Source organism: Pelodictyon phaeoclathratiforme BU-1 (assembly GCF_000020645.1).
Taxonomy (GTDB): Bacteria; Bacteroidota; Chlorobiia; order Chlorobiales; family Chlorobiaceae; genus Chlorobium; species Chlorobium phaeoclathratiforme.
The window spans coordinates 1555585-1567290 of record NC_011060.1; the positions used below are offsets into that span (position 1 = coordinate 1555585).

Sequence of the window (11706 nt, forward strand, 5' to 3'; positions counted from 1 at the left end):
TGATTGTTAGTGAAACAGTCGCTAATAATTCCTCAGTCCAGATCGCTCAATCAGCAATATCAATTTATTCGTGTCAAACAGGCTGGCTTTGCGTTAAAAAAGATTGGCATCATCAATATCAAAAAACAGCTAAAGTTACACATTAATACACTTCTTTGTAAAAGTAAAAGCAAAAAGAAGAAAATCAGATGATGATGCCTGATGTTTGTCAGAGCGACTGATACACAAGCTACGCGTCTGCCTGTTCGATCTCATCCATCGAACGGATACTGTCATAATTGAAAGATTGGTGACGCCACAAGGGCAATTTAGGAAATCCCAAGATAGATAAAGACAGTGATGACGATAGATATTAATGGCAACAGCTCTGATACCAAGCCATTTCGGCAGCACTGTAAGAAATAGCCAAGCACATTGAAGATCGAGTCGAAAGCGACAAGCCCAGCAGCATACACTGTTATGCCTTGGCAAGTTCATTCCATCCAAAAACCGGGAATGGCGGGATAGAGCCAGCCGGAGAGCACCCCGACACCCATCGCAAGGAAAATCCAGAGCTTCAGATTGCGGTCGAGAAACGACAACTGTTTTGCAGCGATACCCATTGTTATTTTCCTTTCAGATTTTCGTTATAGAATTGTCTGAAACGCTGGTTTATTTCGTCTCGGACACGACGGAAAGTGGCAAGCACCTCCTCTTTTGTCCCTTCTGCCTCTGCCGGATCGTCAAAGCCAATGTGTAACCGATGTTCCACCTTGCCGATAAACACCGGACAGGAGTCGTTGGCTCCGTCGCACACGGTGATCACATAATCAAAAGCTTTTTCAAGAAAGGTATCGACACTTTTCGGGAGGTTTGTACTGATGTCAACCCACTCTTCACGCATCACTTTGACCGCAAGGGGATGAACCATTGCTGCAGGTTTCGTACCTGCAGAATAAACTTCAAGTGAGGAATCGAATGAACGAAGAAACCCTTCAGCCATCTGGCTGCGGCAGGAGTTTCCGGTACAGAGGATCAGGATTGATTTTTTCATTGCTGTTTTATTGTTTTAAAGCTCCATTACTTGACTGCATGTGCTCTTTTAAAGCTGCGGAAGGACTACATATCGGCAGCTCAGGGTTTACATTCCTTGATATGACGAGTTCTAATGCATTCACAAAACAAGATTAAAGACAAAACCGACGATCATGATCCCTACAGCCACAACGCCAGCAAACACGGCGATAAGCTGAGGCTTGAGCACTTTGCGGAGAATGATCATCTCCGGGGCAGAAAGGGCTATGACGCTCATCATGAAGGCCATTACCGTGCCAAGTGCCGCCCCTTTGCCGAGCAGCGCCTGAACAACGGGAAGAATACCTGCTGCGTTGGAATACATGGGAACGCCAATCAGTACCGCAACGGGAACCGACCACCAGACACTTTTTCCCATCAGTGAAGCCATAAAGTTTTCCGGTACATAGCCATGGATTCCAGCGCCAAGCCCAACACCGAGTACGATATAAAGCCAGACTTTGCCAACAATCTCTCGAACATGGCTGACTCCTTCCTTCAGGCGCAATGGCCAGCTTATCACCTCTCCCTCCGCTTCGGCAGAAACCTGACTCTGCTGCAGTTTCTGCACCCACTCTTCCAGATAGCGCTCCATCTTGAGCTTGCCGATCACCAGTCCGGCAACAATTGCAATCATGAGTCCCATCCCCATATAGAGGAGGGCAACTTTCCAGCCGAACATGCCGAAAAGTAATGCAAGGGCAACCTCATTGATCATTGGCGCTGAAATAAGGAAGGAAAAGGTAACACCAAGTGGTACCCCTGCCTGCAAAAAGCCAATGAAAAGCGGTACCGCCGAGCAGGAGCAGAAGGGTGTCACAATGCCGAGACTTGCCGCCATAATGTTGCCGACACCGATACGACGACCTGAAAGAAGGGCCCGCGTCCGCTCGGCAGAGATAAAAGTATGCACAACCCCCATCAGAAACACCACAGCGGTGAGCAGCAGAAGGACTTTCGGCACCTCATAGATGAAAAAGAAGAGCGCCTCACCAAAACTGCTTGTCCGGGTAATTCCGACAAACTGAAGAGAGAGGGCGGCAAACCATTCAAGATTGTTGTAAACCAGGAACCATAGCCCTCCTGCAACAAAAACAGCGGAAATCCATTTCACGCTTTCCATACGAAGCGCTTTGCGTGATTGTTGTCCCATGCTTTCCATCGTTTTTGATACTATTGAGTTATCGTCTGTTCTCTTTTCATCCTGCCGGGCAGATAGCTGTTAACAGCAGCTTGATTTGCCATTTTCCTTGCTGCCATGAGAACCGCAGCAACAGCCCTGTGGTTTGGCTGACAGCATCTCTTTCAGCTCATCATAAGAAGGGGTGCGGCCTTTACAAACTACACGTTCATCAACGACAAGGGCCGGAGTTGAGAGGATATTGTAAGCCATGATCTGCTGCATATCCTCCACTTTTTCTACGGATGCATCAATACCTTCCGCAGCAATTACCGCTTTCACCGCATCAGCGAGTTGATTGCACTTTGCACAGCCGCTGCCAAGAATTTTTATCTTTTTCATTTTTTTCTGTTAAGGGTTTATTACAAATGATTGATTATGAAAAAAATTGTGTTCAGCAATGATTACAGCCGAATACCCGATCGGGCCTGAAATAACGCTCAAAAACCGAGTAGGCTTTCCGCCAGTTTTCGCGATGAATGCAGTAACGAACTTTCGGCGGGTTTATCTCTCCCTGTATCAGGCCTGCCTCAAGCAGAGCTTTCAGATGCTGTGAAATTGTTGACTGCGCCATAGGAATCAGTTCTGTTAACTCACCGGTAAAACAGCATGTTTGACTGGCAAGAAGCGTCAGTATCTTTACTCTCACCGGATGACTCAGCGCCTTGGCAAAGAGGGCAAGAGACTCCTCCTCTCCACTGTACTCAACGGTCAACAATGATCTTTGCATAATCCTCTTTTTTAGTTCATCGTAAATGTACGATAAGATAACGAAACAATCAAAAAAAAATCTGCATCAATACCGCCTGAAACCCTCTCTGACGGTATTGATGCGATCGTACAGAGTGATAAAAAAAACGTTTATATCCAGCAACCGAAGGCTGCCGATTGTTCACCAGAGCAGCAGCAATTCAGTGGATAGCTCACTACGGATTCATTCGTCTCCGCCCTGCTCCCTGCCCTCCGAATCCCCGGCCTCTGCCCATAGCAGGGTTGTACTGATCCCAGACCCATTCGGCAACAGCCTTCAATTCGACAGCCGACAGTGGACTTGCCGGCATGAGACCAAATCTTGCAATGGCTCGTGAATCAATAGCGTTTCGCTTGTCTGGTGATTGTAAATACCCAACAAGATGATTGACGCCCTCTGCTTTTGTCTGAAAACGCAAATGATAGTGGGAGGCAAGAGGAACAATAGGCGGCGCTGATTTTGGTGGTGGGTTAACAGAATGGCAGACACTGCAGTTTCTGATGAAAATCGCTTGACCATCCAGAACATTCGTCGTGGCATTTGATTCCGTGTTAAACAGTAACCCAACACAAAAAAAAAGAAATAACCGTTTCATGACTCATCAACAATGTTTCCATTAAAGAGGTGTTCTCATCATATGGCACAATTACTCCTGAATGATAGCGAAAATTATATCAAATCAAGACACAGACCTCTCCAGTCACCACTCTTCTACCTTGCAGTACCATTGAAATTTTGCTCACCAGCGTTATCATACGATACGGTTGCGAAAAATAGTTGTAAGAGAAAGATTGCTTCTCATGAAAAGAGATTGTAACTTCGAGCGATATGTTGTCTTTTTCTGGCCAGCGAGGCTGGTTCATCTTTTACAAGTGAGAATTTATGGAACAGAATATTGGACAAATCGATAAAAAAATCCGTGTCGGCGTCGGAGTTGCAATCATACTTGCAGGCTTCGCAACACAGTCGTGGTGGGGAGCTGTTGGAATTGTTCCTCTTCTGACGTCATTTGCAGGTTTTTGTCCCCTTTATACCCTGCTGGGAATTTCGACATGCACAAAAAGTTGCCGCGCTGATAAACCCGGCAAGGGTGGTTCATCGAAATCCTGAAAATAAAGAGATAACAAGCTGTAAACCATGCGGTTAACGCAACGGGTGCAGCTTGTTATCTTAGTAATAATCAGGAGTGTCCGCCGACAACGATCCGCATGATGTTGACAGGTTAAACGACGAATTGAGAGCGTTCCCACAGCAGGTTTTTCCGTCACGTCAAAACTACGCACCCCATACTTATTTGAAATCAAGAGGATATGTGCCTTGTTACGCAGACCAGGTTTTGAGATTTCACAAGCTATCTTCAGGATATATTCGATCAGCCGCTCTCTGGCAGGTCGCCATGGCATGAGCCATCAAGGGAACAACCTTGACTGCAAGCGCTATCCCTGAACTCTTATTTCAACAATTACGAAGAAAAAAAGGTAAGGCAAAGAATTAAAAAAATCCCTTGTAAGGAGAGAGAAGAATAAAAGAGGTGAAATCGATAAAAAAATGGTAACGTGTTTGCGCGCGGTTCACATATTGCAAATGATGGTTACCATGAGGAAATTGGACAATGGTTGTTAAAAAATTTTTGCCGCTTCATCCTGGAACTGTTCTGCTTGAAGAGTTCCTTACACCCATGAATCTCAGCGAAAACAGAATTGCCGAAGATATTCATATCCCTGTTTGGCGAATCAACGATATTATTGCCGGGAAACGGTGTATAACCGCCGAAACCGCTCTGCGTCTTGCCCGCTATTTCAGTACCCCGCCCCAGTTCTGGTTTGGACTGCAGATGGATTATGATCTTAAAGTCGCCCTGAACAATGAGGGTGCAAAGATCGAGCGTGAAATCAAGGCCTATGATGACTCAAGATCATAAGCCTCGTTTACTCGCTTTCGACCGCACCATCTTCCGCATCCGCAACAAGGTCTGGCGGTATCTGGCGCGTTACCTTGGCACCGAGCCGGCGAATCTCTTCAACCCTGCCAACAAGATTTCCACGTCCCTCTTTCAGCCGTTTCAGAGCCAGATCAAAGGAGTCTGAAACTCCTGAAAGTTTTTTACGTGCTTCTGTCATAGCCTCGACTACAAGAAAAACCTGGTCATAAATCCGTCCTGCCTTTTCAGCAATAAGTTCGGCATTGCGGTTTTCATTCTCCCGTCGCCATATCTGTACAATCAGTTTAAGGGTGATCATCAGCGTTGTGGGACCGCACAAAACCACATCTTTGCCTGCGAGATCGTAAATCAACTCCGGATCATTTTGCATAACGGTCTGCCAGGCTGGTTCGAGAGGAATGCACATGATAACAAAATCGAGCGTCCGGTTGCCAGCGATACTGCTGTACTCTTTTGCCTGCAGATCGCCAATATGACGCCGCACGGAGTGCACATGCTCTTTGAGAGCTGTCTGGCGTTGCGGTTCCTGATCGAGAGAACAGAATCGTTCATAAGCTGTCAGCGAGACCTTGGAATCAACTATCACCGCCTTGTTTCCAGGCAACAGTACCATAAAATCCGGACGTCTGAGTATCCCGTCCTCCGCCCGAAAACTCTCCTGTACCAGGTATTCACGACCTTTTTCAAGACCTGAAGCCTCAAAAATCCTTTCAATGATCATCTCACCCCAATCACCCTGCTTTTTCGAGTCACCTTTTATGGCTCGTGCCAGCATGTTGGCCTCATCACTCACCCTCCCGCTCAACTCCTGCAGTTGACGCACCTGTTCAATGAGGCGTGTGGACTGCTCTGTATCACGGCTATGCACCTCCTCAACCCGTTTGCGAAAAGAGTCAAGCTGTTCACGCAAGGGTTGCAGAAGAGCATCCATTCGTTCCCGGTTTTCGAGACCAAGCGCCCTGCCCCGCTCCTCAAAAATCCTGTTTGAAAGATTTTCAAATTCGATTTTCAATCGCGTTTCCGACTCCTGCATAAGAGCTATTTTTTCCGATGAGCTGCGTTGCTCGTTTGCCATATCAGCTTCAAGACGGGTAAACTGAATCCGCAGGTTTTCGAGTTCCAGGGATTTCGATTCAAGCCGCAAAGTGGATGAACGTGCCTCATCTTCGATACCCTGAAGACGCTGAAGTTCAATTTTCAGTGGAGCATCCCGCACGATACGATAAGCAACAAAGGCAAGAAGGAGAAAGAGTGGGAGAAAGAGTAAAACAGAGATAGCTGTGGTCATGAGCATTGCCCGATTTAGGGAATGAAAAGCGGAGACCCTTTTGCCAGAAAATAATGTTTATCCCCAGAGGAGACAAATAAGGGTGTACGGATTTGTAAAGAATAACTTTTTTCTTACCTTAACACTCTCGTAACGGCGAAGTGGCCGAGTGGTTAGGCAGAGGTCTGCAAAACCTTCTACAGCGGTTCGAGTCCGCTCTTCGCCTCCCTGATATAAACAGAAAAAGCCTGCACTGCGCAGGCTTTTTTTGTTATCAGTTTACCAGACTACCCTATCTTTTCCGCACCGGAAACTATAGCGTTGATCACTCTCTCAATCGTTTCCCCGTCCATCAGCACGGGAATGTTCAGACAAATACTGCTGCGCAGCATAATGCCGGTTTTTGGCCAGAGTGCTTCAAGATCGAGACCACGATACCGGTCATACTCTCCAAGAAGGTGTCCCCACACTCCTGCATAGTGCCAGTCGAGGGCTTCCGGCAGAATTTTGGTACCGAAACCATGCTCGGTCAGATGCGCTTCAAACTGCAAGGCGGCTTCGCGATCCCTGACCCTGAAAATCAGGGTATCTCCCTGTGAGCCAGCTTCATCACTGAATGGCCTGAGAATAATGTTATCAAGATGACGGATAGCCTCCTTGATTTTCTTCTTGTTCTCTCTTGACATCGACAGAATCGTATCAATTTTGGCGAGCTGGGCCAGACCGATGGCTGCAGTCACTTCGCTGAGACGCAAATTAAGCCCTTTTGAACGCCTCGGATCTTTGCCTCGTGGTAACCCTGGCAAGTGCATATGGCCATGATCAGAGAATTCGGCAGCACGGTCATAGATCTCCTTGTCATTGGTCACAATGATTCCACCCTCACCGGTATGAAGCGTTTTGCCTGCATCAAACGAGAACGAGGCAACACTGCCAATGGTACCAAGCTTCTGCCCTTTATATGAAGCTCCAAGTGCCTGCGCTGCATCCTCAATCAAAATTAGACCGCGTTCCCGGCAGAGAGCCGAAAGTTCATCCATTTTTGGCGAAGCCCACATGGGAATGGCCACCACCGCTTTTGTCGCAGGAGTAATAGCCTTTTCAACTTCCAGCGGGTCGAGATGGTAGGTTTCATCAAGCTCAACCGGCACAGGAACCGCTCCAAGCGCACTGATGGCCTCCACAGGGGCAATAAAGGTCCATGCCGTTGTGATGACCTCATCACCGGGAGCAATACCTGCACCGGCAAGAGCACAATGGATAGCAGCCGTGCCCGAAGAAACTGCATGGGCATACTTCACCCCAATCCATGCGGCAAATTTCTCTTCGAACTCCCTTGTTTTGTAATTCCCCCCGCCGTAACGGTATAAATTGACCTTTTCCCTGCTGAATAGCTCCTGTATTTCAGCCAGTTCTTCACGACCGATTAATTCTGCGCCAGCCATAATATGGTATCCTGCTCTTTTTGTTAGGTTAATTGAGAAATAACGGCCACTGCCGATTCTTCGGTAAATTCAACCGGATTACCTGAAAAAGATCCTTTCAGTGCTTCCGATGCGTTGTGCGCAAATTCGGTTACGCTTCCCTTGCCGTATCCATAAGGAACAAGGGTAGGTATCTGCAGTTGACGATAGAGTTCATCCATCTCTTCAAGCAGCTCAATGGTCACCTCTTTTGGTGAAGGGGTCGAACGCATGGGATTAAGAAGGGCATACTTTTCATAACCCTGGAGATGGTTGTAGCGCATGACCTCCTTGAGAAAGATTGCTCCGGCAAGACCATGAGGGACACGATGTTTCACTCCAAGATAGTAGGCAAAACCATTGGTCGGACCATCTCCGGAGTTCATGAGCGCCACCGTACCGCAAACACTGCCAAGAGCAAGATCAAGACGAGACTCCGCCCGATCAAGCTGGTTCTGCTGCAAAGCATAAAATGTGCGCTGAAATCCCTCTATAGAAAAAATCCGGCTCAAAGCGGTATGCTTGACCGACCCGAAACTGTCAACGCAGTGAACAAGACTGTCCATTGCCGAAGCAATCACATTTTCAAGAGGCGCTGTCATAGAGAGTTGCGGATCGATAACCGCTTTTTTCGGGAAATTCTTCCTGCTGTTGATACCCAGTTTGCGTCCCTCAGCTTCGTCAATAAAAACCGCGTTAAAGCTGACTTCAGCGCCACTGCCCAAAAGTGAGGGAACCGTTACAAGTGGCAGAGGATCATTAACCCCGGAAGGAAATCCCTTGAGGGAAAGTGCCGGAACGTTGTTCGTCATAAGCAGGGCTACACCTTTGCCAAGATCGAGAGAGCTTCCGCCACCTATGGCAACAAGAGCGTCAGGCGGATTGCTGCGGAAAAATTCAGCTACTGTTTCCAGGTGGGCATAGGTGGGCTCTCCGGCAAATTCGTTGCAGTAGATCACTGCGTTTGTATAGACGGAGGTAAGATTTTTTAATACGGACTGAAAATAAAGGCTGCCAGCCACATTGGCATCGTAGATGATTCCCGGTTTCTTCACAGATAATTGTGAGAGATGCTCATTCAACTTCAGGGCTTCGTTAACCCCGATAACAAGGTCGGTGGATAAAAAGAAATTCATAAAAACGGTAAGTCTAATAGTTCTGTGGAGCTACATCCCGGCCTGCCAGGTTTTTTTTATACAGGTAATATTCAATTAAATCTATTTCCTTGATAGTATCAATCTCCCATGTTTGCCAAAACTCCATTTCATAGACAGAGAGCTTTTTACCGATTCTGTTGCCAAAGGCGGCAAGAATCTCCGGCTTGAAAAGATAGATTGAACCATTTTCAATAAACTGTGTTGGACGATCCTGTCGCATACCTCGATTGCGGTAATCGAAATTGACACTTTCCCATTTTCCCGCCCTTGATTCCCACAGGGTAAGATCATCAGCTCTGGTGACCGAAATCAGCGAATCGGCCCCTTCCTGACAAAAAAGTGCTACTGCCCGATCAATATCATCAGGTTTGCGCAAGGGTGAGGTTGCCTGTAAAAATACAATCATCTCGAGCGGCATGTTGTACTCCCGTTCAATAACAGAGAGCGCATGCATAATGGCCGATTCAGAACTTGCCTTGTCGCCCGCAAGTTCCGACGGACGCACAATCACCTCTGCTCCGTATGCGTGTGCTACATCAGCAATAGCCTTGTCATCAGTTGTAACAAAAACCTTTTCAACACTTGTCGAGGCTGATGCCTGCAAAATGGTCCATGCAAGCAGTGGTTTTCCTGCCACAGGATAAATATTCTTCTCTTTAAGCCCTTTCGACCCGCCTCTTGCAGGAATAATTGCTACCGTATGCATGGAAAATAGTTGTGTTTTCGTTCAGCCATCAATAACCTGCCGACAGACATCAGCAATTCTCCTTGCTGCAGATTTATTCTGCAAAGGGGTAAGCGATTTTAGCTCGTCAGGATGCAGACCACAATGCACGATCTTGTTTAGAGCAGACCCTACAAAAATCGTGGATGAAAACTGCGCAATCAGCATTCGGGAGTTGGCAATCATCTCTTCAGTTCTGCCTTCGCTGAAAACAAGGCTTTCGGGAGCATAACGTTCAATCTCCCGTGTTGCCCGTGCAATATTTTCATTGGGATGCAGCTTGAAAAGAAGCTGGCTGCCATCGGCCATCGCAAGATATTTCCTGATATTTTTAAGCCGATTTTCATAAATAAACGTCTCACGGTTATCCGATGTGCAGACGAGCACATAATCACGATGAGCAAAATCATTCTGAAGATATTGCTCGCAATTATCGAAATTTGGTATGCTGGTCACCTCCAGTTTTGCCGGAGAAACCCCCTTGCGTATAAAGAGTTCACGATACCCTTCACTGGCAACACAGAACTTTTCGTAGGCATCAGAGAGTCCTGTTGTTGCCGTACCGGCAATCCAGCGAGGCATCCACTGAAAATTTTTTGCAAGATGGAAAAACACCGTTTCCGGTTCAGTCATACCCTCCTGAACCAAAACAATCCTCTTGCGCCGGATATGCTTCGGTACGATGAGATCAGTGCAGGTCACGACAAGATCATAAGCATGTGCAAGACCTCCGATATCAATCGTCAGGTGATTGGAATGGAGATATGCAAGCGTACGGTTCGATCGCTTGCGCCCCATAATGGTAAATTCAAGCAGCCCCCTGTCGCTGGCAGATCCGAGAATGCCGTCGCTGAAAAAGGGTGAAAAATACTGCTCATAATCCGTCAGCCACCCGGCAATCTGATGCATCTGGGTCGTCTGGTTCATCGAACCACAAATAAACAATACTTTCTTTTTCATGAATCTCCCCGACTAACTCCCTCTGCATCTCGTAGATGAACCCCTGATAAAAACATGATTGCGTACCCAAAGGTGTACCAAAGGAGCTCCTTAAAACGTCTTAAAAGCACAAAAGCGCCATAATCCTGAACATTATACAATCCAAGTGCCTGGAAAAAAACACGATAACCTAATTCCTGTATACCGAGTCCTGATGGAATGAAAAAAAAGAAAGCCCGAAGCATGGTAATGGCAGTATCCATGGAGAGCACCTGTAAAAATGAGATATCAACACCAAGCAAGCGAAGGATAATATAACTCTCGATCGCAAGCATGAACCAGGCGATAATATAGATGAGCAATACAAGAATCAGCCGTCCTGCAAAAGGGGTATCGAAACTCTTCAACTCAGCATCGGTATCAAGAAATCCACTCTCCCTGTCAAGCAGCCATTTTTTTACCCGCTTGAATGGTACAAACATCAGAAGTCTGTGTACACTTTGCGCTGCGTTTCCATTGAGCAGCAGGAGCAAAAAAACAAAAAAGAGGGAAAAAACTGCCACACCGGCTCCGACCATAATGTAACCAAGAACTCCTGCCGGAATCATCGGAATGGAAATGGTCTGTAACAGGGAAAAGCCAGCTATGGCGCCAATAATAGTGTAGATCCCCTGGGCCACACCAAGCATGAGTTTGCGCACAGCGACACTTGCCACGCCTGCCGGAAGTGGAATTCCAATAAAGCGACTGCAAAGATAAGGGCGAAGAGGTTCACCGATAGCCATACCCGCAGGAAGCGTCATGGATATGGTTTCGGTTATCAACTGTATTTTAAGAAGTTTGAAAAAAGGTATTGCCGTTATACCTGGAGGAAAAACCTTTATCCATGCAAACGTTTCCAGAAGGTGAAGCGCCAGAAAAGGAAGAAGAATAGAGACAGAGGAAAAGCCAATTGACGAGATCCGTCCAACCACTCCCGCAAAATCAATTTGGCGGAACTGAAACACAATAAGAACAAGTCCAAGAGCAAGTCCGATATAACCAGCCAGGTTATTGCCGGTTTTTTTCGTCATTCGCATAAAAAATCAGGAAACAAAGCTAAAAAAACACTCAAAACCCATTTGCACAATTTGCAAAGATAAGAATGTATCGTTAAATATTTATTAATCATTCGGAACGCCATAAATCGCCCTTCCGGATGGAGGATACAACATAACTGCCCACCCGGTG

The 11706-nt window shown here is 46.8% G+C and carries 14 protein-coding genes and 1 tRNA gene; 3 read left to right on the plus strand and 12 right to left on the minus strand.

From position 1 onward, the window contains the following. Positions 1-473 precede the first annotated feature (473 nt). The 6 genes from PPHA_RS16540 to PPHA_RS07320 form a co-directional block, all read right to left on the minus strand. Positions 474-602, minus strand: coding sequence for a hypothetical protein (locus PPHA_RS16540; RefSeq protein WP_263053203.1), 129 nt, complete (start codon positions 600-602; stop codon positions 474-476). 2 nt (positions 603-604) lie between these two features. After that, a complete protein-coding gene (locus tag PPHA_RS07300; protein ID WP_012508212.1) occupies positions 605-1033 on the minus strand; it encodes an arsenate reductase ArsC in 429 nt (142 codons plus the stop codon). Positions 1034-1153: 120 nt separating this feature from the next. Beyond that, positions 1154-2215 (minus strand): permease, encoded by a 1062-nt coding sequence (locus PPHA_RS07305; protein ID WP_012508213.1) that lies wholly within the window; start codon positions 2213-2215, stop codon positions 1154-1156. Positions 2216-2275: 60 nt separating this feature from the next. Next, positions 2276-2575 carry a thioredoxin family protein gene (locus tag PPHA_RS07310; protein WP_012508214.1) on the minus strand — a complete coding sequence of 100 codons (300 nt, stop codon included), beginning with the start codon at positions 2573-2575 and terminating at the stop codon, positions 2276-2278. 52 nt (positions 2576-2627) lie between these two features. Beyond that, a complete protein-coding gene (locus tag PPHA_RS07315; RefSeq protein ID WP_012508215.1) occupies positions 2628-2963 on the minus strand; it encodes an ArsR/SmtB family transcription factor in 336 nt (111 codons plus the stop codon). A gap of 196 nt (positions 2964-3159) precedes the next feature. Next, a complete protein-coding gene (locus tag PPHA_RS07320) occupies positions 3160-3579 on the minus strand; it encodes a c-type cytochrome (protein ID WP_012508216.1) in 420 nt (139 codons plus the stop codon). Positions 3580-3866: 287 nt separating this feature from the next. Here PPHA_RS07320 and PPHA_RS07325 point away from each other — a divergent pair, with 287 nt between their 5' ends. Next, positions 3867-4094 carry a YgaP family membrane protein gene (locus PPHA_RS07325; protein WP_012508217.1) on the plus strand — a complete coding sequence of 76 codons (228 nt, stop codon included), beginning with the start codon at positions 3867-3869 and terminating at the stop codon, positions 4092-4094. A 502-nt stretch (positions 4095-4596) separates the two neighbouring features. After that, positions 4597-4905, plus strand: a complete 309-nt coding sequence (locus PPHA_RS07330; protein ID WP_012508218.1) for a HigA family addiction module antitoxin — start codon at positions 4597-4599, stop codon at positions 4903-4905. 7 nt (positions 4906-4912) lie between these two features. Here the strand turns inward: PPHA_RS07330 and PPHA_RS07335 are convergent, their stop codons facing one another. Next, a complete protein-coding gene (locus PPHA_RS07335; RefSeq protein WP_012508219.1) occupies positions 4913-6220 on the minus strand; it encodes a DNA recombination protein RmuC in 1308 nt (435 codons plus the stop codon). Positions 6221-6348: 128 nt separating this feature from the next. On the opposite strand from PPHA_RS07335, the gene PPHA_RS07340 reads away from it, so the two are divergent. Continuing rightward, a tRNA-Cys gene (locus tag PPHA_RS07340) sits at positions 6349-6419 on the plus strand. A gap of 61 nt (positions 6420-6480) precedes the next feature. Here PPHA_RS07340 and PPHA_RS07345 read toward each other — a convergent pair. The 5 genes from PPHA_RS07345 to PPHA_RS07365 are packed head-to-tail and all read right to left on the minus strand — an operon-like array spanning position 6481 to position 11549. Beyond that, a complete protein-coding gene (locus tag PPHA_RS07345; protein WP_012508220.1) occupies positions 6481-7638 on the minus strand; it encodes a DegT/DnrJ/EryC1/StrS family aminotransferase in 1158 nt (385 codons plus the stop codon). A gap of 23 nt (positions 7639-7661) precedes the next feature. Further along, positions 7662-8792 carry an iron-containing alcohol dehydrogenase gene (locus PPHA_RS07350; protein ID WP_012508221.1) on the minus strand — a complete coding sequence of 377 codons (1131 nt, stop codon included), beginning with the start codon at positions 8790-8792 and terminating at the stop codon, positions 7662-7664. 13 nt (positions 8793-8805) lie between these two features. Beyond that, on the minus strand, positions 8806-9519 hold the full coding sequence (locus PPHA_RS07355; RefSeq protein WP_012508222.1) for an acylneuraminate cytidylyltransferase family protein: 714 nt from the start codon (positions 9517-9519) through the stop codon (positions 8806-8808). A gap of 21 nt (positions 9520-9540) precedes the next feature. Then, positions 9541-10497, minus strand: coding sequence for a hypothetical protein (locus PPHA_RS07360; RefSeq protein ID WP_012508223.1), 957 nt, complete (start codon positions 10495-10497; stop codon positions 9541-9543). Beyond that, positions 10494-11549, minus strand: coding sequence for a lysylphosphatidylglycerol synthase transmembrane domain-containing protein (locus PPHA_RS07365; RefSeq protein WP_012508224.1), 1056 nt, complete (start codon positions 11547-11549; stop codon positions 10494-10496). Before PPHA_RS07365 ends, PPHA_RS07360 begins: the two co-directional genes overlap by 4 nt. Positions 11550-11706 lie beyond the last annotated feature (157 nt).

Coding starts and splice junctions, on each gene's coding strand:
- PPHA_RS07350 (WP_012508221.1), bottom strand. CDS start 8,792: ATGAATTTCTTTTTATCCACCGACCTTGTTATCGGGGTTAACGAAGCC.
- PPHA_RS07345 (WP_012508220.1), bottom strand. CDS start 7,638: ATGGCTGGCGCAGAATTAATCGGTCGTGAAGAACTGGCTGAAATACAG.
- PPHA_RS07365 (WP_012508224.1), bottom strand. CDS start 11,549: ATGACGAAAAAAACCGGCAATAACCTGGCTGGTTATATCGGACTTGCT.
- PPHA_RS07330 (WP_012508218.1), top strand. CDS start 4,597: ATGGTTGTTAAAAAATTTTTGCCGCTTCATCCTGGAACTGTTCTGCTT.
- PPHA_RS07310 (WP_012508214.1), bottom strand. CDS start 2,575: ATGAAAAAGATAAAAATTCTTGGCAGCGGCTGTGCAAAGTGCAATCAA.
- PPHA_RS16540 (WP_263053203.1), bottom strand. CDS start 602: ATGGGTATCGCTGCAAAACAGTTGTCGTTTCTCGACCGCAATCTGAAG.
- PPHA_RS07300 (WP_012508212.1), bottom strand. CDS start 1,033: ATGAAAAAATCAATCCTGATCCTCTGTACCGGAAACTCCTGCCGCAGC.
- PPHA_RS07335 (WP_012508219.1), bottom strand. CDS start 6,220: ATGCTCATGACCACAGCTATCTCTGTTTTACTCTTTCTCCCACTCTTT.
- PPHA_RS07305 (WP_012508213.1), bottom strand. CDS start 2,215: ATGGAAAGCATGGGACAACAATCACGCAAAGCGCTTCGTATGGAAAGC.
- PPHA_RS07315 (WP_012508215.1), bottom strand. CDS start 2,963: ATGCAAAGATCATTGTTGACCGTTGAGTACAGTGGAGAGGAGGAGTCT.
- PPHA_RS07325 (WP_012508217.1), top strand. CDS start 3,867: ATGGAACAGAATATTGGACAAATCGATAAAAAAATCCGTGTCGGCGTC.
- PPHA_RS07355 (WP_012508222.1), bottom strand. CDS start 9,519: ATGCATACGGTAGCAATTATTCCTGCAAGAGGCGGGTCGAAAGGGCTT.
- PPHA_RS07360 (WP_012508223.1), bottom strand. CDS start 10,497: ATGAAAAAGAAAGTATTGTTTATTTGTGGTTCGATGAACCAGACGACC.
- PPHA_RS07320 (WP_012508216.1), bottom strand. CDS start 3,579: ATGAAACGGTTATTTCTTTTTTTTTGTGTTGGGTTACTGTTTAACACG.